24 protein-coding genes are annotated in these 22,853 nt (G+C 61.0%); 15 read left to right on the top strand and 9 right to left on the bottom strand.

The window, feature by feature from the left end; translation table 11 throughout:
• Positions 1-173: 173 nt before the first annotated feature.
• Positions 174-644, bottom strand: a complete 471-nt coding sequence (locus tag AS026_RS26605) for an aminoacyl-tRNA deacylase (protein WP_062372976.1) — start codon at positions 642-644, stop codon at positions 174-176.
• A gap of 180 nt (positions 645-824) precedes the next feature.
• Positions 825-1,397 (bottom strand): cysteine hydrolase family protein, encoded by a 573-nt coding sequence (locus tag AS026_RS26600; RefSeq protein WP_062372955.1) that lies wholly within the window; start codon positions 1,395-1,397, stop codon positions 825-827.
• 117 nt (positions 1,398-1,514) lie between these two features.
• Here AS026_RS26600 and AS026_RS26595 point away from each other — a divergent pair, with 117 nt between their 5' ends.
• The 4 genes from AS026_RS26595 to AS026_RS26580 all read left to right on the top strand — a co-directional run bounded on the left by AS026_RS26595 (position 1,515) and on the right by AS026_RS26580 (position 5,294).
• Positions 1,515-2,501 carry a GlxA family transcriptional regulator gene (locus tag AS026_RS26595; protein WP_062372952.1) on the top strand — a complete coding sequence of 329 codons (987 nt, stop codon included), beginning with the start codon at positions 1,515-1,517 and terminating at the stop codon, positions 2,499-2,501.
• Positions 2,502-2,602: 101 nt separating this feature from the next.
• Positions 2,603-2,926, top strand: a complete 324-nt coding sequence (locus AS026_RS26590; protein WP_062372950.1) for a hypothetical protein — start codon at positions 2,603-2,605, stop codon at positions 2,924-2,926.
• A 197-nt stretch (positions 2,927-3,123) separates the two neighbouring features.
• Positions 3,124-3,492: a hypothetical protein gene (locus AS026_RS26585; protein ID WP_062372947.1), complete on the top strand. Its 369-nt coding sequence runs from the start codon at positions 3,124-3,126 to the stop codon at positions 3,490-3,492.
• Between the two features lie 764 nt (positions 3,493-4,256).
• Positions 4,257-5,294, top strand: a complete 1,038-nt coding sequence (locus AS026_RS26580) for a 4-hydroxyproline epimerase (protein ID WP_062372944.1) — start codon at positions 4,257-4,259, stop codon at positions 5,292-5,294.
• 3 nt (positions 5,295-5,297) lie between these two features.
• Here the strand turns inward: AS026_RS26580 and AS026_RS26575 are convergent, their stop codons facing one another.
• A complete protein-coding gene (locus AS026_RS26575; RefSeq protein WP_062372941.1) occupies positions 5,298-5,780 on the bottom strand; it encodes an RbsD/FucU family protein in 483 nt (160 codons plus the stop codon).
• Positions 5,764-7,011 carry an ROK family transcriptional regulator gene (locus tag AS026_RS26570; RefSeq protein ID WP_018857692.1) on the bottom strand — a complete coding sequence of 416 codons (1,248 nt, stop codon included), beginning with the start codon at positions 7,009-7,011 and terminating at the stop codon, positions 5,764-5,766. The genes AS026_RS26575 and AS026_RS26570 overlap by 17 nt, the downstream gene beginning before the upstream one ends.
• Before the next feature lie 233 nt (positions 7,012-7,244).
• Here AS026_RS26570 and AS026_RS26565 point away from each other — a divergent pair, with 233 nt between their 5' ends.
• The 6 genes from AS026_RS26565 to pyrC all read left to right on the top strand — a co-directional run bounded on the left by AS026_RS26565 (position 7,245) and on the right by pyrC (position 12,524).
• Positions 7,245-8,270, top strand: coding sequence for a sugar ABC transporter substrate-binding protein (locus AS026_RS26565; RefSeq protein ID WP_062372936.1), 1,026 nt, complete (start codon positions 7,245-7,247; stop codon positions 8,268-8,270).
• A gap of 170 nt (positions 8,271-8,440) precedes the next feature.
• Positions 8,441-9,520, top strand: coding sequence for an ABC transporter permease (locus AS026_RS26560; protein WP_062372933.1), 1,080 nt, complete (start codon positions 8,441-8,443; stop codon positions 9,518-9,520).
• Positions 9,520-10,302 (top strand): ATP-binding cassette domain-containing protein, encoded by a 783-nt coding sequence (locus AS026_RS26555; protein WP_062372930.1) that lies wholly within the window; start codon positions 9,520-9,522, stop codon positions 10,300-10,302. The genes AS026_RS26560 and AS026_RS26555 overlap by 1 nt, the downstream gene beginning before the upstream one ends.
• Positions 10,299-10,925: a nucleoside triphosphate hydrolase gene (locus AS026_RS26550; protein WP_018857688.1), complete on the top strand. Its 627-nt coding sequence runs from the start codon at positions 10,299-10,301 to the stop codon at positions 10,923-10,925. Before AS026_RS26555 ends, AS026_RS26550 begins: the two co-directional genes overlap by 4 nt.
• Before the next feature lie 117 nt (positions 10,926-11,042).
• On the top strand, positions 11,043-11,393 hold the full coding sequence (locus tag AS026_RS26545; RefSeq protein WP_062372925.1) for a DUF805 domain-containing protein: 351 nt from the start codon (positions 11,043-11,045) through the stop codon (positions 11,391-11,393).
• Positions 11,394-11,483: 90 nt separating this feature from the next.
• Positions 11,484-12,524 (top strand): dihydroorotase, encoded by a 1,041-nt coding sequence (pyrC, locus tag AS026_RS26540; protein ID WP_062372922.1) that lies wholly within the window; start codon positions 11,484-11,486, stop codon positions 12,522-12,524.
• Between the two features lie 86 nt (positions 12,525-12,610).
• Here pyrC and AS026_RS26535 read toward each other — a convergent pair whose 3' ends face one another.
• The gene (locus AS026_RS26535) at positions 12,611-13,099 is read right to left on the bottom strand and encodes an anthrone oxygenase family protein (protein WP_425349832.1); all 489 of its coding nucleotides are present in this window, start codon (positions 13,097-13,099) and stop codon (positions 12,611-12,613) included.
• 205 nt (positions 13,100-13,304) lie between these two features.
• On the opposite strand from AS026_RS26535, the gene AS026_RS26530 reads away from it, so the two are divergent.
• Positions 13,305-13,955, top strand: a complete 651-nt coding sequence (locus AS026_RS26530; protein ID WP_062372916.1) for a TetR/AcrR family transcriptional regulator — start codon at positions 13,305-13,307, stop codon at positions 13,953-13,955.
• Between the two features lie 41 nt (positions 13,956-13,996).
• Here AS026_RS26530 and AS026_RS26525 read toward each other — a convergent pair whose 3' ends face one another.
• Positions 13,997-15,268 (bottom strand): MgtC/SapB family protein, encoded by a 1,272-nt coding sequence (locus tag AS026_RS26525; protein ID WP_062372913.1) that lies wholly within the window; start codon positions 15,266-15,268, stop codon positions 13,997-13,999.
• Positions 15,269-15,507: 239 nt separating this feature from the next.
• Between AS026_RS26525 and AS026_RS26520 the strand changes: the two genes are divergently transcribed.
• Both AS026_RS26520 and AS026_RS26515 read left to right on the top strand, forming a co-directional pair.
• Positions 15,508-16,197, top strand: coding sequence for an orotate phosphoribosyltransferase (locus tag AS026_RS26520; RefSeq protein WP_025658768.1), 690 nt, complete (start codon positions 15,508-15,510; stop codon positions 16,195-16,197).
• A 90-nt stretch (positions 16,198-16,287) separates the two neighbouring features.
• Entirely contained in the window at positions 16,288-17,214 is a 927-nt protein-coding gene (locus tag AS026_RS26515; protein ID WP_062372908.1) for a carbohydrate kinase family protein, read from the top strand.
• A gap of 6 nt (positions 17,215-17,220) precedes the next feature.
• Here the strand turns inward: AS026_RS26515 and AS026_RS26510 are convergent, their stop codons facing one another.
• A complete protein-coding gene (locus AS026_RS26510; protein WP_062372905.1) occupies positions 17,221-18,021 on the bottom strand; it encodes an alpha/beta fold hydrolase in 801 nt (266 codons plus the stop codon).
• 159 nt (positions 18,022-18,180) lie between these two features.
• Here AS026_RS26510 and AS026_RS26505 point away from each other — a divergent pair, with 159 nt between their 5' ends.
• Complete coding sequence (locus AS026_RS26505; protein WP_018857679.1) at positions 18,181-18,465, top strand: BON domain-containing protein; 285 nt, start codon at positions 18,181-18,183, stop codon at positions 18,463-18,465.
• An 89-nt stretch (positions 18,466-18,554) separates the two neighbouring features.
• Here AS026_RS26505 and pgi read toward each other — a convergent pair whose 3' ends face one another.
• Both pgi and AS026_RS26495 read right to left on the bottom strand, forming a co-directional pair.
• Positions 18,555-20,180: a glucose-6-phosphate isomerase gene (gene pgi, locus AS026_RS26500; protein ID WP_062372903.1), complete on the bottom strand. Its 1,626-nt coding sequence runs from the start codon at positions 20,178-20,180 to the stop codon at positions 18,555-18,557.
• Positions 20,181-20,318: 138 nt separating this feature from the next.
• Entirely contained in the window at positions 20,319-22,019 is a 1,701-nt protein-coding gene (locus AS026_RS26495; RefSeq protein ID WP_062372900.1) for a long-chain fatty acid--CoA ligase, read from the bottom strand.
• Positions 22,020-22,266: 247 nt separating this feature from the next.
• Between AS026_RS26495 and AS026_RS26490 the strand changes: the two genes are divergently transcribed.
• Entirely contained in the window at positions 22,267-22,659 is a 393-nt protein-coding gene (locus AS026_RS26490) for a PRC-barrel domain-containing protein (protein WP_018857676.1), read from the top strand.
• Positions 22,660-22,853: the final 194 nt, after the last annotated feature.

The raw sequence follows: 22,853 nt of genomic DNA, 5'->3' as shown, positions 1-22,853 counted from the left end.
CGCTGCAGATCAAAGGGAATCGGATCGAAGGGCGCCACATTCCAAAATCGGTCACGCCCACAGTGCTCGCTGATCGGGCAAGCCTGCCTACGGCGAAATGTTGCCTTCTTGGCATGCGTCAAGCGCATTGCCTTGCCAGAGCAATCGAATCGCGAACGGTTCTTTAACCCGCCTTACGGCCGGTGACTGAAGCGGGCGATTTGCGCGTCCCTCATCAGATTGCGGAAGCTGGGGCCGCTCATATGCACCAGCGTCGTGTGGTCGCCGCCCTCGAAATAGACGTCACTGGCATCGCCGAGGCTTTCGTCGAGGATCACAGGTACGTTGTAGGCCGATCCGATCGGTGGGACAGCGCCAATGTCGCAGTCGGCGAAGAGCGAGCAAACCTCATCTTCCGAGGCGAGGCCGAGGCGCCTGTCCATGACATCTTGCAACGTGCTGAGCTCGATCCGGTGCGTGCTGGGAACGACGGCCAGGACGTAGCCCATCTCGTGATGCACGACGACGGATTTCGCCAGTCGGCTGCCCGGAACATGCGCGGCTTGCGCCGATTGGCTGGTTGTCGCTGTGCGATGATGCGGGACGGTATCATAGGCGACACCCTCACCGTCGATATAATCCTGAAGTTTCCTTGCGATCGTCATCGTGGGCACCCCTTATATTGCGTGGGGAGGCATAACAGGCATTCTCCTCTTCTCATCTGTGAAGTCAACGGCGAACGGGACCAGTCGGTCCGTTGGTCGATGACCGCCCCGGGACGATGGCGGTCATCTGGGCTCTTCAGTGGTCAGCCCGCGTCGCAGGCGCGCCCGATGCCGCCCCCTCTAAGCCGTGACCCTCAATTCGCCGCGCATGGCGAGTGCCTCGTTGGTCGAGAGCACGGAGGCGTAGGCGAAGGCGAGTGCCGCCATGAAGGCCGCATGCGCTTGCGCGGCAGGGACGAGCGTTCCGTTGAATTCGAGGTCGCGCGTTGCGCAAGCGTCATGGATGACTATCACCCGATAGCCGAAATCGTTGGCGGCCCGCGTCACGGCGTCGATGCACATGTGGCTCATGCTCCCGACGACCGTGACGTCCTCGATGCCATGGCGGTCGAGTGTCGCTTTCAGATCCGTCTCACGGAACGAGTTGATATGGTTCTTGACGATGACGGGCTCGCCGGGCCGGTTCAGCACCTTCGGGTGAATTTGCGCACCCTCTGAGCCGGCCAGGAAAAAGGCGGCATTCTCACTCGCCGACTCATGTCTGAGGTGGACGACAAGATCGCCTGCGTCTCGAGCAACCGCGATGATCCGCGCCGCATTGTCGGCGGCCGCGTCGGCACCGCTCAGCGGCCACTTGCCGTTCGGAAAATAGTCGTTCTGTATGTCGACGACGATGAGGGCTCGCTTGTTCATGTGCTTGTGTCCTTTCGCTCCTTCGGGGGACGATCCCGTCCGTTGATGGACAAAGTATGTGTGAAACGGCATGGTGTGGATTGGCGGAATTGACATTATCGAGGCGAAAACTGACAAATGAGCCAAGCCGACGCGCCGGCTGAGATCGGCATCCTGCTTTATCCGAACGTCCAGCTCGCAGCCGTCCACGGTCTGACCGATCTCTTCCACCTGGCCAATCGGTTCGCAACCGCTCGGCAGCCGTCAGGAGGCCCCGCCCTGCGCGTGAGCCATTGGCAAGGGGCAGATACCTCGGCGCGAGTCGAGCGCGTCTTTGATACGGCACCCGGTACCCGGGGATCGCCGGCCGTACTCATCCTGCCGCCGAGCTTCGGCGACCCGATGACGTCGGAGGAAGCCGCGCCGGTGGCGCAATGGCTTCGGGCGCGGCATGCCGAGGGAACGACACTGAGTTCCGTCTGCGTCGGCGCCTTCCTTTTGGCTGAAACGGGCCTTCTGGCAAACCGATTGGCAACGACCCACTGGGTCTGCGCGGACGCGCTGGCTCAGCGCTTTCCCGAGGTGAGGGTCGACGCCGACAAGCTTATCATCGACGATGGCGACGTGATTACCGCGGGCGGCCTGATGGCCTGGACCGATCTCGGCCTCAAACTCGTCGACAGATTGTTGGGATCGACCATCATGCTCGAGACCGCGCGCTATCTTCTCGTCGACCCGCCGGGCAGGGAGCAACGCTACTACAGCAATTTCTCGCCGCGTCTCAATCATGGCGACGAGCAGATCCTCAAGGTGCAGCACTGGCTGCACGCGAGTGGTGCGCGCCAAGTGACGCTTGCGGCGATGTCGGAGCGTGCCCGCCTGGAGGAGCGCACGTTCCTGCGCCGTTTCCGCAGGGCGACCGGCCTCCGACCGACTGAGTACTGCCAGCATCTGAGGGTCGGCAAGGCGCGAGAAATGCTGGAGTTTTCGAACCGCACGGTCGAGCAGATCGCGGTTGCGGCCGGCTACGAGGATCCGGGCGCGTTCCGAAAGGTGTTCCACAAGATCACTGGGCTATCGCCCGGAGACTACCGCAACCGCTTCGGATTGACCGCTCGGGCATGAAGGCTGCTGCAGAGCTGACGCGTTAGCTTGGCGCAATATTGCGGCGCCATGGTGAACTTGGCGCTGCGTGCAGCGGTTCGTGGCGCATGGCCGGAGGTGATATGTTGAGGGGTATGGGGCGAGCGTTTGCGTTGTGCGTGGTCGTTGCGGCGCTTTCCGGTTGCGTCGACGCCAACGCGCCGACCCTCGTGCCCGTGGCTGCGCCTTTCGATCCACCGCTCAATCCGCCGGGCATCGCGCATCACATCTGTGTCGCTGATGGCAATTTCATGTATCGCGAGGCGAAGAAGCAATACGAACTGCGCGTCGGAATGGCCGGCGCTCCGATCGATCCGGCCCAAGAGGAAGCGAATGCGACCGCTGCCGCGCACCGGCAGTATGTCGCGTGCCTGTCGAGCCAGGGATACCGAATCGCAAATAGATGAGTTTGCGGGCCTGCTGAGTTCCGAGGCCGGATCGCTTGATCCGCCATGCCACGATCGAGTGCGCGCTGCAGAAAATCGGGACCCACACATCACGCGCAGTCGCTGCCGATCACGAATGCAGGAACCCGCGTGTGATGGCGGAACTTTGCTACGGTAGAACGCATTTTTCTAAGGTAAATCCAGAAGGAGGATTTATCATGAAAATGTTCAGCTTCGCTTCCACTCTCTCGGCCGGAACTCTTCTCGCGCTGGCATCAATCACTCCCGTCCAGACGGCACCTGTGCAGCAGGTTCCTCTCCCAAGTGCCGCGAACGTTGAGATGGTGCAGTACAATCAGCGGGCAGGTCACTTGAACGGCTATCGTGGCTCGCGCACCGAGCGCCCCGGCACCCGCCGCGGTCCGGATGGCTACTGGTATCCGCTGGCAGCCTTCGGTGTCGAGGGCGGTACGACCGGCTCGATCGGCACTCAACCGGCACGGCCGATGCAACGGCAAACCTACTGTCAGAACACATTTGGCGGCACCAATGGCGATGGCAGCATGCCATGCGATAACGGCTATTGATGGGGTTGGGCCGAGGGAAAGGCGAGACGAATTCTCGCCTTTCCGTCATCTTCTTCCTTCAACCTTTGGTGATGTTTTTCTGTGCTGGCGGGGTCTCCGGGCCAACCAGGAGATCTGCGGTGCCCCGAGATCGTTTCGGGACGGCGTTACCCGATTGCCGTCTCTCGCCGCCGCACGCACAATCTCACGGCCGACGTTGTTTTAAGAAAAATTGGTCAGTCGATCAAATATGCCGCAAAAAGAGGCTGCAAGATTGGTGGAGCTATGCGGGCACCGCAATGCTGCATTGCGGTAATCTCCCTATTCCTGATCGAAACAATGGGCTATCTATTACCTCGAAGGCAGCGCACTCCTCCTCCCAGCGCTCCTTCATCGGACTGACAACACTCCTCCTCCCAGTTGTCAGTCAGGATCAAGAGCCCGGTGCACCTCCTCCCGCACCGGGCTCTTTTCTTTTTCGGTCCTTCCTGCAAATCATCAGCGCTGTGCCGGCCCAGTTTTTCGGAGCTGCGGTACGCTGGCTTAATGCCGTCAGCCGCAGTGTCGCCTGGAAGTTTTTCACCGGCCAAGATTCCCCGTAGGCAATCCACTGCGATCTGATATATCAGGAATACTGGCTGCAACGACACTCACGCGCCTCCGGATAGGCGAGATCTGAACCAAGCTCATCGGCGAAATGCTGGATTGCTGCCGGAGGGTGTCGACAATATTGCCGGACAATATTCGCGTGATGGCGAGATCACGCGATTAAGAGGAGTTGACGAATGAGATGGAAGCGCACGATCCAGCTTCTGGATGTCCACGCGGAAGGTGAAATCGGCAAGGTCGCGATCGGCGGCGTGCCGAAGATCCCCGGCAATACGGTCGCCGAACAGCTGAACTGGCTGAACACCGATCCGAAGGGCCAGGAACTGCGCCGCTTTCTCTGCCTCGAGCCACGCGGCGCGCCGATCGGCTCCGTCAATCTGCTGTTGCCGCCGAAGCATCCAGATGCCGACGCGGCCTTCATCATCCTGCAGCCGGACCAGGCGCATGCCAGCTCGGGCTCGAACTCTATCTGCGTCACCACAGCATTGCTGGAATCCGGAATCGTCGAGATGAAGGAGCCGGAAACCATCGTCACGCTGGAGACGGCCGCGGGCCTCGTCAAGGCGACGGCGACCTGCCGCGACGGGCGCTGCGAGAAGGTCAAGCTCACCATGGTTCCGTCCTTCGTGCATGAGCTCGACGTTGACGTCGACACGCCGCACTGGGGCAAGATCAAGGTCGATATCTGCTACGGCGGCATCTTCTACGCGCTGGTCGATGTCGGACAGATCAACCTGACGATCGAGAAGGGCAATGCCGCGGCGCTCGTGCAGGCCGGCATGGTGCTGAAGGAGCTGATCAACCGCAGCATCGAGGTTGTCCATCCGGAGATTCCGGCGATCTCGGGCGTTGCCTACGTCATGTTCCGCGACCTCGAGGCGGACGGCACCGTTCGTACCTGCACGACCATGTGGCCGGGGCGCGCCGACCGCTCGCCCTGCGGCACGGGCAATTCCGCCAACCTCGCAGCACGCCATGCGCGTGGCGAGGCAAAGGTCGGCGACATCTTCAAGTCGCGCTCGATCATTGGTTCGGAGTTCGAGGTCGGTCTGCTGGCGGAAACCGAAGTCGCCGGCCGTGCCGCGATCATTCCGACGATCGCCGGGCGTGGCTTTACCTTTGGTCTTTCGCAGGTCGCGCTCGATCCCTTCGATCCACATCCGGGTGGCTTTGCCCTGACTGATGTCTGGGGGCCATTGGCAGGGGAAATCTGACGCTCAATAGGTAAAGGGGTCGACCTCTGCCTTTTCAACGGCGTGGTCGCCTGCCTGCTCTGGGTAGATGACGCCCTTCCGCAGGATGACGTTGGCGTAAAGCCGCGGTTCGCTTGTTTGGATGACGGCGTGAGCGGCCCGAACGCGATTGTAGAAGTCCGCCCCGACCAGCGGCACGACCTGCCGGTGTGGCTCGTGGCGGGCGCAGCAATCGATTATCTCTTCATGAACAGGGTCGAGCTTGTCGCGCTCGGCCTTCACGGTCGACCGGAAAATCGCATCCGGAACGAAGTCGTCGATCGGCAGGACGCTGAGAACGGCGTCGAGCACGGGTACGATGCCGTGGCCATCGAGGCGGATCAGCCGCCTTGCATGTTCGACGCCGGGATAGTTGCCGTCAACGATGGCGATTTCGTCGCCATGCCCCATGGCGCGTAAGGTCGAAAGCAAGTCCGGGCTCAGAAGCGGGTTAAGTCCCTTCAGCATATTCGACCTCCTTGAATAGAACGTTCTGGTCCGTAAGGTAGCGCGCGAAGATCGGCAGGCTGGCGCCGCCGATGGCGCGCGCATGAGCGCCGACCGCGCCTTCGATAATGTCCGGCATGACAACGCCCTGCAGGTCGAGCATCGCCGCTTCATGGATCGTCGCTTGCACAATCCGTTCCCGCACCCATCCGGGGAACCCGCCGTCGATGACGGCCGCACTGAAGTCGATGATCGAGGCGGCCGCGACGATCGCCTGCGCGAGCGCCTTGGCGGTGTCCTGGATCCACGTCTCCAAAGGCTCACCGAAGTCGATCCAGTCGTCGGCCGAATACCAGAGCGGCTGCGGATCGATGCCGCGCTCGCGCAGCATGTTTTCCAGAACGAAGATCGAGGCGACTTCCAGCAACTGCAGTGTTTCGCCGTTCTTACCACGGACCGGCAGCGGGCCGATGGCGCCGGCCGTGCCGGTGCGCCCGGAAAAGATCGCGGAATTGAGGACAATGCCGCCGCCGATGAAGGAGCCGATGAAAAAATAAACGAAATCGGGATAGGACGGCCCGATACCGAACACGAGTTCGGCGCCGCAGGCACTTGTAGCATCGTTCTGCAGGTAGACCGGGTAGGGAACGCGGGCGGCAATCTCCGCGTGGAGATCGAAGTCGCGCCACACATCCATGGCGCCCTTCGGCGAACCGACTTCCTCTTCCCAGTTCCAGAGTTCGAAGGGGGCAGCGATACCGATGCCGGCAATGCGGCTGCGCTGCTGCTCGTCGAGTCGACTTTCAAGCTCGCGGATGCCTGACGTAATGAAGTCCAGGAAAACCTCGGGCAGCGGATAGGCATAGGTTTGGTGAAGCTGCAGGCGGATATTGCCCACGAAATCCATCAGCACCAGGTCGGCGCTGCGCCGACCCATCTTTACGCCGAACGAGTAAACGGCGTCGGCATTGAGGCGCATCGGGATCGAGGGTTGACCGACGCGCCCGCGCACAGGCTCGCCGCGAGAGAGCAGCCCTTCCTTCTCCAGTGCCCGCATGATGACCGACACCGTCTGTGCCGAAAGGCCGGTGCGGCGTGCGATATCCGCCTTCGACTGGGAGCCGTAAAGGCGCACCAGCGACAGCACAAGCCGCTCGTTATAGGCGCGGACCCTGATCTGGTTCGCGCCGCCCGCCGGACTCGATATAGGCGGTTGGGCCGGTGTGTGAACCGGACCGTCTAAAGACGACATTGGCCGCTCCTCCCGTCTCGTGGCCTATGCGCTATTTTTGCTCAGCATGCCATAGCGAATTAATAATTCAATTGGATTTATTTATTGACAAGGCGATTTCTTTCGCTCTTAATTGCCCTCGTCAAACGGCACAGAACGGCTTGGAGGAGGCCCGTCGGCGAGACTGCAGCGTTCTCGTGCTCGTCAATTCCGGCACCGCCAGGGGGTGGGTCGGTTATCTCTGGGAGGATTAAATGAAGAAATCAGTGCTTTCCGCAGCGCTTGGCGCGCTCGCCCTCGGTGTCGCCTTCTCGGCGCCGGCAATGGCCGCGGATGTTTCCGCCTGCCTCATCACCAAGACCGACACCAACCCCTTCTTCGTCAAGATGAAGGAAGGCGCGACAGCGAAGGCCAAGGAACTCGGCATGACGCTGAAGGCCTACGCGGGCAAGATCGACGGCGACAGTGAAACCCAGGTTGCCGCAATCGAAACCTGCATTGCAGACGGCGCTAAAGGCATTCTGCTGACCGCCTCCGATACGCAGGGCATCGTTCCCGTGGTGAAAAAGGCGCGGGACGCAGGAATTCTGGTGATCGCGCTGGATACGCCTCTTGATCCTATCGATGCTGCCGATTCCACCTTCGCCACCGACAACTTCCTTGCCGGAAAGCTGATCGGCCAGTGGGCCGCCGCAACCCTCGGGAATGCCGCCAAGGACGCGAAAGTCGCGTTTCTCGACTTGACCCCGGCACAGCCGACAGTCGGCGTCCTCCGGGACCAGGGCTTCATGACGGGCTTTGGCATGGATACGAAGGATGTCAACAAGATCGGTGACGAGGACGACCCGCGCATCGTCGGCCATGACGTCACTAACGGTAACGAGGAAGGCGGACGCACCGCGATGGAGAACCTTCTTCAGAAGGATCCGACCATCAATGTCGTCTATACGATCAATGAGCCAGCCGCTGCCGGCGCCTTCCAGTCCCTGAAGGCCGTCGGACGCGAAAAGGACGTCCTGATCGTCTCCGTTGACGGTGGCTGCCCGGGCGTCAAGAACGTCACGGAAGGCGTGATCGGTGCGACTTCCCAGCAGTATCCGCTGCAGATGGCTGCGCTCGGCATGGAAGCCATCAAGAAGTTCGCCGACAGCGGCGAAAAGCCTAAGCCGACCGAAGGAAAGAATTTCTTCGATACTGGCGTTTCGCTGGTGACCGACAAGCCCGCCTCGGGTGTCGAGTCGATCGACACCAAGGCCGGCATGGAAAAGTGCTGGGGCTGAGAAGCCGCAGCCGAGATGAAGGCGGGGGCGCGCGCCGCCCCTGCTGCCCGACTCATCTTTGACAGCACGCCGAACTGGGTGCAGCTTATTCGAAAGAGCTAAAATAACTCACGCTGGAAGCGGGGCAGCGATGCGCCCCCGAAAGCGCGGGTCAGGCGGGAGAAAGATCCATGAGCGAGCCTACAACAGCCGCACCGCACCACGAATACGAAAAAGTTCTCAAGGAAAGCTCGACCGAGGTCGCCTCGTTCGACACACATGACCGGACGGCCCTTCAGAAGTTTCAGCATTTCCTGCATTCCAGCCCTTCGGCCGTCTCGCTGATCGTGCTGGTACTGTCGCTGATCATCTTCGGAGCCATGCTTGGCAGCAAGTTCTTCTCAGCATTCGCGCTGACGCTGATCCTGCAGCAGGTCGCGATTACCGGCATCGTCGGCGCGGCCCAGACGCTGGTCATCATGACCGCCGGCATCGATCTGTCGGTTGGCGCCATCATGGTGCTCTCTTCCGTCGTGATGGGGCAGTTCGTCTTCCGCTACGGCTTTCCGCCGAGCATCGCCATTCTCTGCGGCTTCGCCCTCGGCGCGCTCTGCGGCTATATCAACGGGGTGCTCGTCGCACGCATGAAGCTTCCGCCGTTCATCGTCACGCTCGGCATGTGGCAGATCGTGCTGGCGACCAATTTCCTCTATTCGGCCAATGAGACGATCCGGGCGCAGGACATCGAGGCGACGGCACCGATGCTGCAGTTCTTCGGCAACACGTTCCGTTTCGGCGGTGCGGTTCTCACCTATGGCGTCATCGTCATGGTGCTGCTGGTGGCTCTGCTCTGGTACGTGCTCAACCACACGGCATGGGGCCGGCATCTCTATGCAGTCGGCGACGATCCGGAAGCGGCGCAACTATCCGGCGTCAACGTCAAGCGCATGCTGATTTCCGTCTACGTTCTTTCGGGCGTGATCTGTGCGCTCGCCGGCTGGGCCTTGATCGGCCGGCTTGGTTCCGTCTCTCCGACCGCGGGCCAGTTCGCCAATATCGAATCCATTACGGCGGTTGTCATCGGCGGTATCTCGCTCTTCGGCGGGCGCGGCTCGATCCTCGGCATGCTCTTCGGCGCGCTGATCGTCGGCGTCTTCTCGCTCGGTCTGCGCCTGCTCGGCACAGACGTGCAGTGGACTTATCTCTTGATCGGCGTGCTCATCATTGCTGCCGTCGCGATTGACCAGTGGATTAGAAAGGTAGCAGGCTGATGGCTCAGGAACCGATTCTCACCGCACGCGGCCTCGTCAAACGTTATGGCCGAGTCACGGCCCTCGATCATGCCGACTTCGATCTCTACCCAGGCGAAATCCTTGCCGTTATCGGCGACAACGGCGCCGGCAAATCCTCGCTCATCAAGGCGATCTCCGGGGCTGTCCGTCCGGACGAAGGCGAAATCCGCCTGGAAGGACAGGCGGTGCATTTCCGTTCGCCGATCGACGCCCGCAAGGCGGGTATCGAGACGGTCTATCAGAACCTGGCTCTTTCGCCGGCACTATCGATTGCCGACAACATGTTCCTTGGCCGTGAAATCCGCAAGCCGGGCTTTATGGGGCAATACCTGCGCAAGCTCGATCATAAGGCGATGGAAAAGACGGCCCGTGCCAAGCTTACCGAACTCGGCCTGATGACCATCCAGAACATAAACCAGGCGGTGGAAACGCTCTCGGGCGGCCAGCGCCAGGGTGTGGCGGTGGCGCGTGCGGCCGCCTTCGGCTCGAAGGTGGTTATCATGGACGAACCGACGGCGGCTCTCGGCGTTAAGGAAAGCCGGCGGGTTCTGGAACTGATCCTCGACGTGCGCTCGCGCGGTCTGCCGATCGTGCTGATCTCGCACAACATGCCGCATGTCTTCGAGGTTGCCGACCGTATCCATATCCACCGGCTCGGTCGTCGCCTGACGGTCATCAATCCGAAGGAATACACGATGTCCGATGCGGTCGCCTTCATGACCGGCGCCAAAGCCGCTCCGACGGAGCCGGTTGCCGCATGAGTGCAACGATCGATGAAATCGCCGGCGAGGTCATCGATCGCGCCGGTGACACCAAGCGCTTCCTGATCGCCATCGCCGGCCCGCCCGGCGCTGGCAAGTCCACCATGGCGGACAACCTGGCCGACGCCCTGAAAGCCAGGGGCGAAACGGCCGAGGTCCTGCCGATGGATGGCTTCCACATGGACAATGCCATCCTCATTGAACGCGGTCTTCTGGCGCGCAAGGGTATCCCGGAAACCTTCGACGTCAGGGGCTTTCTCGATATCATCCGGGCCGTGCGTCCCGCCGACCAGGACGTGCTGATCCCTGTCTTTGACCGGTCCAGGGAAATCGCCATCGCCTCGGCGCGTGTGGTTTCGCCGGAGCATCGCTTCATTATCGTCGAGGGCAATTACCTGCTCTTCAGCCAGGGCAAATGGGCAGAGCTCGAAGGTATCTTCGACTACTCTGTCATGCTCGCCCCGCCGATCGAGGTGCTCGAGGAACGGCTGTGGGCGCGTTGGCGCGGCTACAAGCTGACAGAGGAAGAAGCGAGCGCCAAGGTTTACGGAAACGATTTGCCTAATGGTCGATTGATCCTTGGCAATCGCCGCAGGGCCGATGTGACGCTCGAGATCGCCTGACCTGTCTGGCGGTCTGGCTGAATGCCGGGACTTGCATCGCCTGATGGAATCGTTGCAGGCTCACCTTCATACAACTTTTGCGGTTTGGCACCCTGTGTGGACATGAAGGAAGAGCGCATGAGTTTCACGGAAGCAGTCTCATCAGTCTTCTCTAAATACGCGGTTTTCAGCGGCCGCGCCGGTCGCCCGGAATTTTGGTGGTTTGCGCTCTTCAACGTCATCGCCTCGGTGATTCTGGGCGCCGTCGACTATCTTCTCTTCGGCCGCGAAATACTCGGCGCCGTCTATGGCCTTGCCGTGCTGCTTCCGGGTCTCGGCGTGGCGGTCCGCCGCCTCCATGATATCGGCCGCTCCGGCTGGTGGATTCTCGTCGGCATCATTCCGCTGGTGGGCTGGATCGTTCTGCTCGTGTGGTATCTCACCCCCGGCACGCCCGGCGCCAACGAATATGGTGCGGCACCAGCCTGAGTGTCGCGGGCAAAGTGTTTGCCATGGCCCGCTTCGGGGTGATAATGCGCAGGGCTGAACCTTATAGGCCAGCCCCCGGAGTTCCAGCGCATGCAATCGATCACCATCCGTCGCCCCGATGATTGGCACCTGCACCTGCGGGACGGCGCCATGCTGGAAGGTGTGATCGGCGATAGCAGCCGCGACTTTGCCCGCGCGATCATCATGCCGAACCTCGTGCCGCCGGTGGTGACCACGGCGGACGCCGAAGCCTATCGCAGCCGCATCATGGCGGCGCTGCCGAAGGGCGACAAGTTCCAGCCGTTGATGACGCTTTACCTGACGGAGCATACGAATCCCGATGATGTCGAGGCCGGCAAGACGAGCGGGCTGATCACGGCGGTCAAGCTCTACCCGGCCGGTGCCACGACCAATTCACATGGCGGGGTGCGTGATATCGAAAAGGCGATGCCGGTGCTGGAGCGCATGGCCAAGATCGGCTTGCCGCTCTGCGTCCACGGCGAGGTGACGACGCCTGAGGTCGACATCTTTGACCGTGAAGCGGTGTTCATCGAGACGGTGCTCGATCCGATCCGCAAACGCTTGCCCGAACTCAAGGTGACGATGGAGCACGTCACCACGAAGGACGGCATCGACTACATCAAGTCCGCGAAGGGTGGTCTCGCAGGCTCGATCACCACCCACCACCTGATCATCAACCGCAACGCCATCCTCGTCGGCGGCATTCGCCCGCATTACTATTGCCTGCCGGTGGCCAAGCGCGAAAACCATCGTCTTGCGCTGCGTGCCGCTGCAACAAGCGGCGATCCGCGCTTCTTCCTCGGTACGGATTCGGCGCCGCATGTCGATCCCTTGAAGGAATGTGCCTGCGGCTGCGCCGGCATCTATACTTCGATCAATACGATGAGCTGCCTTGCGCATGTCTTCGAGCAGGAGAATGCGCTCGACAAGCTCGAAGCCTTCGCGTCGCTGAATGGACCTGCCTGGTATGGCCTGCCGGTCAATGAAGAGAGAATAACGCTGGTCAAGCGTAACGACCCCGTCAGTTTTCCCGCCAAGATCGAAACCGGCGCGGGCTCCGTTACGGTTTTCGATCCAATGTTCCCGCTCCACTGGGATGTCGAGCGCTAGAGCTTTCTATTAACACGCAATTTTCTGCCGCCCTTCTTTGAGGGCGGCAAACTGTCTGAGAACGCGCGTACTGCAGTCCCTCCCGTTTAGATGAGCATCAAGGCGCGGACGAAGGCCATGGATGCGAGCAGCGAGGCGATTGTCCTCACATGGTTCCACCACGTCCAATCCTTGAGATAGCTCGCCCAGAGCGCGGTCGCCTCGGCGCCGCCACCACCGACTTTCGCCAGCGCGTCGTTCATCGGCACGTTGAAGACGATCGTCGAGAGGAACGATGCAAAGATATAGAGCACCGCTCCGGCCAGCATCCAGACGCTGATGCCTTCGCGCCAGTTGAAGAATGCGAAGGCAGCGATCACAAGGCAGAGGACCACGGTCGGCACGAAAAGCAGCATGAAGGGCGAACGCACGATCGTGACGTTGATGGAGTTCATGGCCGCTATGCCCTGTTCGGCGGGAATGCGGGCGAACGACGTCATGATGAAGGTCGAAAAGGCAAAGAAGATGCCGGCGACGAGGCCGCTGCCGATCGCAGCAGCCGCCAGAACGATCCAGAGAACCAGTGTCATGTTCATATCCTCCACGGGCCATTGGCGGCAGCATCACGCAGATGGGGCCGAAAATCCTTGGCGGGGCGGTCGAAAATTACTGGGTCCCGCGCGTCGATGAGAATGGAATGCCGCATAAGAATACTCCTCCGGCAAAACAAGAGAAAATCTCTCATTTGTAAAATGAGATAAGCTCTCTTATTTTCATCGTCAAGGAAAAACGGAGAGTGGAATGGGCGAAAAGGTTTCCGTGAGCCGCAGAAGACAGCCGGAATCAACCGGCCAACCGCGCCGGATTCCGCAGCAGAAGCGCGGGCGGGAGCGCTTCGAGAAGATCCTTTCGGTGGCGCTCGAGCTCATCGAAATGAATGGCAGCGATGCGCTGAAGATGAGCGAGATCGTTGAAAAGGCAGAGCTATCCTTCGGGGCGCTCTACCAGTATTTCCCGGACAAAAGCTCGATCATCCGCACACTGGCCGAACGCTTCAACGAGCAGGGCAAAGCCTGCGTCGAAGCCGAGCTTGCGGCGGTAAGGGACGCGGCGACGCTGCGGCAGGCACTTTGTAACATCGCCGACCAGTATTACGACTTTTTCCGGCAAGAGCCGGTGATGCGCGATATCTGGGTCGCCACCCAGGCCGATCGGCTACTGCAACAGATCGATGCCGAGGACATGGAGTTTCATGCCCAGGCGTTGCTTTCGGTTCTCGCCACGCTGGAACCAGGGCGGAGCAAGGGCGAACTTGTCGCCATTGCCAGGCTGACCATGCAGCTGCTGGCAGCCGCCGTCCGCTATGCGATCTCGCTGGATGATACCGAGGGACGGGCTGCGATTGCGCTTTATCAGCGAATGCTCCCGATCGATATCGGCCGGTTGTCGTAGTCACGGCGACTGGTGGAACTGGTCACACCGGTCCAATTGCTTCAGGCCGGCAAAAAGCTGCGCGCCGCGAAATAGCCGATGGCTCCGAGCGCGACCGCCACGACCGAAGCCAGCCCGAGCGCCATTGCGTACTCCCGCCGGCCGGCGGTGAAGGCAAGCACCACCTTTGTCACCGCGTTGACCGCGACGGCGATCAAAATGACGTCAGCCGCCCCAATCACGTCGATCGTCGAGCCGGCGAGGCGCGCGGTGGATAGCGTGATGGCATCGACGTCGACGAGGCCGGAGATCGCCGCCACGACGAAGAGCGCGGACGGGCCGACATATTCGATCGCGATCTTCGACACGAGACTGATCAGGCCGAGCAGCAGAGCAAAGGAAATGACCGTGGTGAGCTCGAAGGGGTTCTTGAGGTCGATCTCCGGCGCCTTTGTCGCGGTCTCCGAACGCCAGACCGAAAACAGCGCCGCTGCCAGGAAACCGATGATTGCAGGGACCAGCGCGGCGGCGAGGGGCGCCAGCAAGGTGAAGGAAAGCGCGCTGGCGATGACGAGAACGCGGGCGAAGGAGAGGGCGCCGGCAATGCCCGCCCCTGCCGCAAGGTGGCGTGCGCCCTCCGGCGCCTGCGCCGAATAGCGGGCGAAGGAAAGCGTCAAGGCGGTGGACGAGACAAGCCCGCCCGCGGCACCTGCCAGCAGAACGCCACGGCCCGGGCCCATCAATCGAATGGCGGCATAGCCGGCGAAGGACAGGGCTGCGATGGTGATCGTCAGCAGCCAGAGCGAGTAGGGGTTGAGCGCGCCCCAGGGATCCAACGCCCTGTTAGGCAACAGCGGCAAGGCGATGACGGTCATTGCAAGCAGCACCAGCGCCGAGCGGAGCTCCACCCACGTCAATCCTCTGAGGAAGCCATGCAGGCTATGGCGAGCCGCAAGAATGACCGTCGTTGCGACACCGCCGGCTGCCGCGGTAACGATGTCGCCGACAGCTGCCAGAAAGCCGAGCCCGAACACCACCAGGGCGGCCACGACCGAGGTGATGCTGTAGTCTTCGTTTTCCTTCGTCTCCTGCCACTTGCCGGCAATGTAAATGGCCCCCAGAAGCACGGCGATCGTCGCAGGCAAAAATGGGCCGGTCATCGCTTGAAGCGTTCCGGCTATTCCGCCGAGAAAACCGGTAAGGCCGAACGTCCGGATGCCCGCCGCTCTTCCGCCAGCGCGAATGTCGCGCTCCTGCCATCCCCGCTCGACCCCGACGAGCAGGCCAATAGCAAGGGCGACGCCGAGCCGCCGAAAAACCTCAATATGCTCCATGACGTGACGATATCGCCGCCGTGCCGGCGCGCAAGCGCAAATAACTGAAAGAATTGATGCATTGCTGGCTCAGCGCAACGAAGGCGGTGCCTTCAGGCACCTCTGGACGGATGCCCGGCCGACGTCTTCAAGCGCTGTCGCGCTTTTTGCCCTCATCGACGGCGTGGAATCGCTCGCCGTTCTGGAAAACCGCCGCGCTTGCTGCTATTGGCCCATAAACTTGACCAAAGGAGAGAGCGATGATCCAGACGACATTCACCGACCGCGCCGTAATGGCGGAACTCGTGGCGAAGATGCTCTGGGAGATCAAGGCGGTGCACTTCAATGCAGCGCAGCCCTACAAATTCGCCTCCGGCATGGCGAGCCCGGTCTATATCGATTGCCGCAAGCTGCTCTCCTTTCCGCGCGTGCGCTCGACCGTGATGGATTTCGCCGCCAGCGTCGTTCTGCGCGAAGCCGGTTTCGAGCAGTTCGATTGCGTGGCGGGTGGCGAGACTGCGGGCATCCCATTTGCAGCCCTTCTCGCCGATCGCCTCAGCCTGCCGATGATCTATGTCCGCAAGCAGCCGAAGGGTCATGGCCGCAACGCGCAGATTGAAGGCAACATGCCGGAGGGCTCACGCGTCCTCGTCATCGAGGACCTGACGACGGCAGGCGGCAGCATGTTCAAGTTCATCGATGCCGTCAGGGCTGCTGGCGGCGTGGTCGATCATGGTATCGCCCTGTTCTATTACGGTATTTTCGATGAAGGCGCGCTGCGCTTTGCCGATGGCAAGGTGAAGCTGCACTACATCGCCACCTGGCGCGATGTGCTTGCGGTTGCCAAGGCGCAGAAGCTGTTCGACGAGAAAACCTTGAGCGAAGTCGAAGCCTTCCTCGATGCGCCGCTCGCCTGGTCGGGACGCAATGGCGGCATTTCATCACTTTGAATGAAGAATTGCGTCGCGGCGCTTTGCTTTTGCCACGAAATTATCTAATCGATTTGAGCATCGATGGATCGTAATGCTTGGGAGGCCGGAATGATTTTGTGCTGTGGCGAAGCGCTGATTGACATGCTGCCGCGGGAGACGACTCTGGGCGAGAAGGGCTTTGCCCCATACGCAGGGGGCGCGATCTTCAACACGGCGATCGCACTCGGACGCCTCGGCATTCCGACAGCCTTCTTCACCGGCCTCGCCGACGACATGATGGGCGAAATCCTGCGCGATACGCTGAAGGCGAGCAATGTCGACTTCAGCCTCTGCGCCATCACCCCACGCCCGTCGACGGTCGCCTTCGTCAAGCTGGTCAACGGCCAGGCAACCTATGCCTTCTACGACGAAGGCACGGCCGGGCGCATGATCACGACCGACGATCTGCCTGTCCTCGGCGACGATTGCGAGGCGTTGCATTTCGGCGCGATCAGTCTCATCCCGAGCCCCTGCGGCGAGACCTATGAGGCGCTGCTCGACCGCGAATGCGACAAGCGGGTGATTTCGCTCGATCCGAACATCCGCCCGGGCTTCATCAAGAACAAGGACGCCCATATGGAGCGCATCAAGCGCATGGCGTCCAAGTCCGACATCCTGAAATTCTCTGACGAGGATCTGGAGTGGTTCGGCCTCGAAGGCAGCCATGACGACCTGGCGGCCTACTGGCTGAAGCAGGGCGCCAAGCTCGTGGTCATCACCAAGGGTGCCGAGGGCGCTTCGGGCTACACCAACGAGCGCAAGGTCACCGTGCCGAGCGAGCGCGTCACCGTCGTCGATACCGTTGGCGCCGGCGACACCTTCGATGCCGGCGTGCTTGCCTCGCTGAAGATCGACAATCTCCTGACCAAGGAAATGGTCGCTTCGCTCAGCGAAAAGGCGCTGGAGAACGCGCTTTCGCTTGGCGCCAAGGCCGCTGCCGTCACGGTCTCGCGCGCCGGCGCCAATCCGCCCTGGGCGAGGGAAATCGGCCTCTGAGACAGGCTATAGCCGATTGAGAAAGGCGAGCACTTCGCGGTTGAAGTGCTCGGGCCGCTGCAGCGGCGCGAAATGGCTGACCTCCGGAAGCAGGATGAGTTCGGCATCGGGAATGCTGCGGACCAGATAATCGGCGTGCTCGCGCTTGATGAACTCGTCATTGTCTCCGAGCACGACCGCGACCGGCACCTTGATGCCAGCGAGATCGGTAGCCGTATAGTTTGGCTCGCTTGCCATCATCTTCGACACATCGCCCACGAAGCTCTCGAAGGCATCGGGCGTGGCGGATAGCGCCTGATAATCCTTCCGATGACGACTGAAGCAGCGATCGATGACGGGTGTCGGCTTGAATTCAAGCGTGCCACTGGGATCCATGTTGCAGGCGAAGAAAAACACACCGGGCACCCGCTCTGGCCGCTGGTCGGCGAGGATCAGCGCCGTACAGGCCCCGTCGCTCCAGCCGACAAGGGCGGCCCTCGTAAGCTCAAGGCAATCCATCACCGCAAGAACGTCGCCTGCCATCTGGGCATAGTGATAGGGGCGCATGTCGCGCGTGCTGCGGCCGTGGCCGCGACTGTCGATAACGACGACCTGTCGGCCCGCGGCGACCAGTGCCGGCACCTGATAGCCCCAGTTCCCCGCATTGCCGAGCCCGCCATGCAGCAGGATCACGGCTGGGCCGGAACCGTAGGTCGCATACCAGATGCGAGCGCCGTCGTTCTCGACGAAGCCTTCGCGCTGCGGCCTTGGCAGGGGCGCTGCGCCATGTGCCTCGAAATTCAGAAGCTCGTCGTCCGTCACATCCATTCAACCCCTCCTCATAGCGATGTACCTAAGACGCATCGTGAAGCCGAATTTCGACATTGACCAAGCGCTACCACAAGAGAAATGCAGGCGCATGTCATACTTAATAGACTGCTAATATTACGGCCTGTAGCTTCAGCGTTTAACGTTGGAGGAGAAGAAATGGTTCTACGCGTTGATGGTCAAGGCTGGTCGCTCAGCAGCGTCGAAGCCGGACATTGTTCGGCGGCGACCAAAGCCGCGGTCAAGTGCGCACTGGAAGCGTCATCGGAGTTCGACAGCACGCAGATCGTTGTTTCAATGCTTGGCGATTTCGTGGTGCTTGAAGGCTTCGTCCGCTGTCGCGGAGATGACGAACTAGCCGCGGATGTCGCCGCTGCCATCGTCGGATCGACTCAGGTTCACAATCGACTGATATGTCGAGGCTTCCCGAAGAGGTCGAACTAGAGGACGGGCTTTTAAGCCCTCAAGTCAATTCCCAGTCTGTGTAAAGCTCCCGCGGCCAGCCGCGGGAGCTTTTTGATCTCAATGCTCTGTTACTTGGCAAGTTTTGCCAGTGCGGCAACGAGGCCCTGCGTCGAGGAGTCGTGGCCAGCAGCGCTTTCCTTGCCTTCCACGACAGGCAGCAGACCAGTCGCCAGTTCCTTGCCGAGTTCGACGCCCCACTGGTCGAAAGAGTTGATGCGGAACAGCACGCCTTCGACGAAGACTCGGTGCTCATAGAGCGCGATCAGGCGACCGAGCGCGTAGGGCGTCAGCTTATCGTAGACGAAAGTGATCGACGGGCGGTTGCCGGTGAAGACACGGTGCGGTGCGATGAAGTCGGCCTTCTTGTCGTCCATGCCCTTGTCGGTCAGCTGCTTCTTCGCCTCGTCGAAGGTACGGCCCTTCATCAGCGCTTCGGACTGCGCAAGCACATTCGATATCAGAAGCTCGTGCTGGTGGCGCAGATTTGGCTCGAAGGCGTTCGCCGCGATCATGAATTCGGCCGGGATGACGCTCGTGCCCTGGTGGATCAGCTGGTAGAAGGCGTGCTGGCCATTGGTGCCGGGCTCGCCCCAGACAACAGGACCGGAATTACCCTCGACGGGCGTGCCGTCGATCGTGACACCCTTGCCGTTCGATTCCATGTCGAGCTGCTGCAGATAGGCCGGGAAGCGCGACAGGCGCTGGTCGTAGGGCAGGACGGCACGGGTCGGATAGCCGAGTACATTGCGGTGATAGAAGCCGATCAGGCCGAGCAGCATGGGCAAGTTCTTGGTGATCGGTGCGGTGCGGAAGTGGTTGTCGACGGCATGGGCGCCCTCGAGAAACTTGATGAAATTTTCCGGGCCGATGGCGATCATGATCGGCAGGCCGATCGCCGACCAGAGGGAGTAGCGGCCACCCACCCAGTCCCAGAAGCCGAAGACGCGTTCGCTCTCGATGCCGAAGGCCGCGACCTTGTCGAGTGCGGTCGAAACGGCAGCGAAATGATGCTGGACGGCGGCCTCGCCGAGCGCGTCGGCGATGAACTTGCGCGCCGTCTGCGCGTTCGTCATCGTCTCTACGGTCGTGAAGGTCTTGGAGGCGACGATGAACAGTGTCGTCTCGGGCTGAACGAGCTTCAACGTGTCGGCGATATGGGCGCCGTCGATGTTGGAAACGAAATGCGCGCGCGGTCCATCATGGAAGGGCGCCAGCGCCAGCGTTGCCATCACGGGGCCGAGGTCAGAGCCGCCGATGCCGATGTTGATGACGTCGGTGATGGCCTTGCCGGTCGCGCCCTTAAGACTGCCGGAGCGGATGCCATCGGCGAATTTGCCCATGGCGGCAAGCACGGCGTTAACATCAGGCATGACATCCTTGCCGTCGACAAGCACCGGCGTATTGGAGCGGTTGCGTAGCGCCGTGTGCAGAACGGCTCGGTTTTCGGTGAAGTTGATCGCCTTGCCGGCGAACATTTCGTCACGCTTGACTTCAACGCCGCCCGTCTCCGCGAGCTTGACCAGGAGAGCCAGGATCTCGTCGTTCACGGCCGTCTTGGAATAGTCCATCAGGAGGTCGTCGAGCGACACGCTGAAGCGCGAGAAACGCTGCGGGTCGGCAGCAAAGGCGGCGCGCAGATCGGTTGCCTTGTTGGCGGCTGCAGTGCTCTTCAATTGTTCGACGATGGCATTCATGGGAGGCTCCTTTGCAGGGCGAGAGGGTCGCGGAAACTATTCGCTTTGTAGGGCGCAAATCAAGTTCGGCGACCTCTCGGAACGCAAAAAAGCCATTCGAACAAACGGATGGCTCATAATTTCACGCGACCGTCAAACTTAGCCGCGCAGATCCTTGCGCAGGATTTTTCCGACAGGCGTTTTCGGCAGTTCGGTGCGGAATTCCACGAAGCGCGGCCGCTTGTAGTTGGTGAGGTTTGCCGCGCAATGCGCCTTGACGTCTGCCTCCGTCAACGCCGGGTCCTTGCGAACCACGAAGAGCTTCACGGCTTCGCCGGAATGCCCGTCGGGGATGCCGACAGCCGCCGCCTCGAGGATGCCGGGATGCATCGCCGCCACTTCTTCGATCTCGTTCGGATAGACGTTGAAGCCGGAGACAAGGATCATATCCTTCTTCCGGTCGACGATCTTGGTGTAGCCGCGCGCATCCATGAAGCCCATGTCGCCGCTGCGGAAATACCCGTCCGGCGTCATCACGCGGGCGGTCTCCTCCGGTTTGTTCCAGTAACCAGCCATCACCTGCGGGCCGCGGATACAAATCTCGCCGATCTCACCAAGCGGCAGCGAATTGCCGTCCTCGTCGCGAATGTCGAGATCGGTGGATGGAATCGGTAGCCCGATGGAACCGGTGAACTCTGCCGAATCGAAGCGGTTGGCGGTGGCGACCGGCGATGTCTCGGAGAGACCATAGCCTTCGGTGATATGGGAGCCGGTGATCTTCATCCAGCGCTCGGCGACCGGTCGTTGCACCGCCATGCCGCCACCGAGCGACATCACGATGGAGGAAAAGTCGAGCTTGGCGAAATCGGCGTTGTTCATCAGCGCGTTGAAGAGTGTGTTGAGGCCGGGGAAGATGTGGACCTTCACCCTGCCGAATTCCTTGACCAGCGCCGGAATATCGCGCGGGTTGGCGACGAGGATATTGTGGGCGCCGAGCGACATGCCCATCAGCGAATTCACCGTCAGTGCGAAGATATGATAGAGCGGCAGGGCACACAGGAAGTTCAGAACCTCTGGGCGCGTCTTCTTGTCGAAAGCCGATCGGAGCCACAGTTCGAGCTGCAGCTTGTTGGAGAGCAGGTTCCGGTGCGTCAGCACCGCGCCCTTGGCAATGCCGGTCGTGCCACCGGTATATTGCAGAAAGGCGATGTCGCCCCCCATCAGGCTTACAAGTTTGAAAGGTTGGCCGGCACCTTCCGCGAGCACCTGCTTGAAGGTCTTGTGCTGCGCAATAGACCATGAAGGAACGAGCTTCTTGACCCTGCGCACGAGCAGATTGACGATCAGCCCCTTGGCGCCCAGCATCTCGCCGAGCGACGTGACGACGACATGGCGCACATCGGTTTTGACCAGTACCTGCTCGACCGTTCGCGCGAAGTTTTCGAGCACGAAGATGGCCTTGGCGCCCGAGTCGCGCAGCTGATGTTCCAGTTCGCGCGGTGTGTAGAGCGGATTGACATTCACGACCACGAAGCCGGCCCGCAGGATCCCGTAAACGGCGACCGGATTCTGCAGAACGTTCGGCATCATGACGGCAACGCGGTCACCCTTCTCGAGGCCGATGCTCTGCAGCCACGCTGCAATCTTGCGGGTCTGGCTCTCAAGCTCGCCATAGGTCAGCGTCTTGCCCATGCTGGAAAAGGCGATGCGATTGGCATAGCGCGCGCAGGATTTCTCGAGCAGCTCCGCAAGCGATTCGTATTCCAGCGGTGGAAGCTCTGCCGGCACGCTGTTCGGATAGGTCGCAAGCCAGGGCTTTTCGGGCTTCGCACCGCCTGGATGGACGGAAATGCTGTTCATATGGTCTCTCTCCCTGTCGCTGCCGGCCGGTCCCACCGGCAAGCCGATTGGACGATCCTCCATCTTCCAACGCGGCAGCTTATGTCATCGCCTGAATGGTTCAAGCTGAGAATAGAGCTACACTAACCTTAACGTAAACGTCAATAATCATGTATTGGCGGTTGCTGTGAGTAAATTGGGAACATCGAGTGCGGGGCAGCGTTTTTTCTCCGTGGGCCAACCACGAGGAAACAAAAGGAGGTGCACCATGCTGCATCAGGACGCTGACAAAACCCGCCGTGACCCAAATGTGAAGGACACACCGACACTGATTGCCAGCGACCGCGTGGAAGGGACCCGCGTCTATGGAGCCGATGGCAAGCATATTGGCTCTATTGAACGATTGATCCTCGGCAAGCAGGATGGCCGCGTTGCCTATGCCGTACTCGAATTCGGCGGCTTCTTGGGCATCGGCCACGATCACTATCCGCTGCCGTGGGAAAAGCTGACCTACGATACCCAGTTGGATGGCTATCGCATCGATCTGACGAAGGATCAGATCGAGGGCGCGCCGAGCTATGCGGACGATGATGACACCTGGTACAACGATAATGGCCGCCGAGTTTACGACTACTACGGCGTGCCTCCCTACTGGATGTAACGTCGTCCGCACACGCGCGGTCCCTTGATCGCGCGTAGATGCGCTGCGCCGCACTCTGCCCACTTGGCGCGCGGCGTGGTAAAACGACCTGGATGGGCCCCGTCGCAGACGGGGCCTCAGACTGCTGACAAACCCCTGGCCTCGTCCAGGGGTTTGTGATTCACTGGGTCATGTTGAAGAAACCTGCTCCCGAA

The sequence above is a fragment of the Rhizobium altiplani genome (assembly GCF_001542405.1).
Lineage (GTDB): Bacteria > Pseudomonadota > Alphaproteobacteria > Rhizobiales > Rhizobiaceae > Rhizobium > Rhizobium altiplani.
Note: the sequence above shows the minus strand (reverse complement) of the source record. Positions and strands in the feature narration are given on the sequence as shown.

Excerpts from the sequence above, each read along its gene's own strand:
- AS026_RS26560 (WP_062372933.1), top strand. The coding sequence starts at position 8,441 with ATGAGCGAGCCTACAACAGCCGCACCGCACCACGAATACGAAAAAGTT.
- AS026_RS26515 (WP_062372908.1), top strand. The coding sequence starts at position 16,288 with ATGATTTTGTGCTGTGGCGAAGCGCTGATTGACATGCTGCCGCGGGAG.
- AS026_RS26580 (WP_062372944.1), top strand. The coding sequence starts at position 4,257 with ATGAGATGGAAGCGCACGATCCAGCTTCTGGATGTCCACGCGGAAGGT.
- AS026_RS26525 (WP_062372913.1), bottom strand. The coding sequence starts at position 15,268 with ATGGAGCATATTGAGGTTTTTCGGCGGCTCGGCGTCGCCCTTGCTATT.
- AS026_RS26585 (WP_062372947.1), top strand. The coding sequence starts at position 3,124 with ATGAAAATGTTCAGCTTCGCTTCCACTCTCTCGGCCGGAACTCTTCTC.
- AS026_RS26565 (WP_062372936.1), top strand. The coding sequence starts at position 7,245 with ATGAAGAAATCAGTGCTTTCCGCAGCGCTTGGCGCGCTCGCCCTCGGT.
- AS026_RS26570 (WP_018857692.1), bottom strand. The coding sequence starts at position 7,011 with ATGTCGTCTTTAGACGGTCCGGTTCACACACCGGCCCAACCGCCTATA.
- AS026_RS26495 (WP_062372900.1), bottom strand. The coding sequence starts at position 22,019 with ATGAACAGCATTTCCGTCCATCCAGGCGGTGCGAAGCCCGAAAAGCCC.
- AS026_RS26510 (WP_062372905.1), bottom strand. The coding sequence starts at position 18,021 with ATGGATGTGACGGACGACGAGCTTCTGAATTTCGAGGCACATGGCGCA.
- AS026_RS26595 (WP_062372952.1), top strand. The coding sequence starts at position 1,515 with ATGAGCCAAGCCGACGCGCCGGCTGAGATCGGCATCCTGCTTTATCCG.
- AS026_RS26545 (WP_062372925.1), top strand. The coding sequence starts at position 11,043 with ATGAGTTTCACGGAAGCAGTCTCATCAGTCTTCTCTAAATACGCGGTT.
- AS026_RS26490 (WP_018857676.1), top strand. The coding sequence starts at position 22,267 with ATGCTGCATCAGGACGCTGACAAAACCCGCCGTGACCCAAATGTGAAG.
- AS026_RS26505 (WP_018857679.1), top strand. The coding sequence starts at position 18,181 with ATGGTTCTACGCGTTGATGGTCAAGGCTGGTCGCTCAGCAGCGTCGAA.
- AS026_RS26550 (WP_018857688.1), top strand. The coding sequence starts at position 10,299 with ATGAGTGCAACGATCGATGAAATCGCCGGCGAGGTCATCGATCGCGCC.
- AS026_RS26575 (WP_062372941.1), bottom strand. The coding sequence starts at position 5,780 with ATGCTGAAGGGACTTAACCCGCTTCTGAGCCCGGACTTGCTTTCGACC.
- pgi (WP_062372903.1), bottom strand. The coding sequence starts at position 20,180 with ATGAATGCCATCGTCGAACAATTGAAGAGCACTGCAGCCGCCAACAAG.
- AS026_RS26520 (WP_025658768.1), top strand. The coding sequence starts at position 15,508 with ATGATCCAGACGACATTCACCGACCGCGCCGTAATGGCGGAACTCGTG.
- AS026_RS26590 (WP_062372950.1), top strand. The coding sequence starts at position 2,603 with ATGTTGAGGGGTATGGGGCGAGCGTTTGCGTTGTGCGTGGTCGTTGCG.
- AS026_RS26535 (WP_425349832.1), bottom strand. The coding sequence starts at position 13,099 with ATGAACATGACACTGGTTCTCTGGATCGTTCTGGCGGCTGCTGCGATC.
- AS026_RS26605 (WP_062372976.1), bottom strand. The coding sequence starts at position 644 with ATGACGATCGCAAGGAAACTTCAGGATTATATCGACGGTGAGGGTGTC.
- AS026_RS26555 (WP_062372930.1), top strand. The coding sequence starts at position 9,520 with ATGGCTCAGGAACCGATTCTCACCGCACGCGGCCTCGTCAAACGTTAT.
- pyrC (WP_062372922.1), top strand. The coding sequence starts at position 11,484 with ATGCAATCGATCACCATCCGTCGCCCCGATGATTGGCACCTGCACCTG.
- AS026_RS26530 (WP_062372916.1), top strand. The coding sequence starts at position 13,305 with ATGGGCGAAAAGGTTTCCGTGAGCCGCAGAAGACAGCCGGAATCAACC.
- AS026_RS26600 (WP_062372955.1), bottom strand. The coding sequence starts at position 1,397 with ATGAACAAGCGAGCCCTCATCGTCGTCGACATACAGAACGACTATTTT.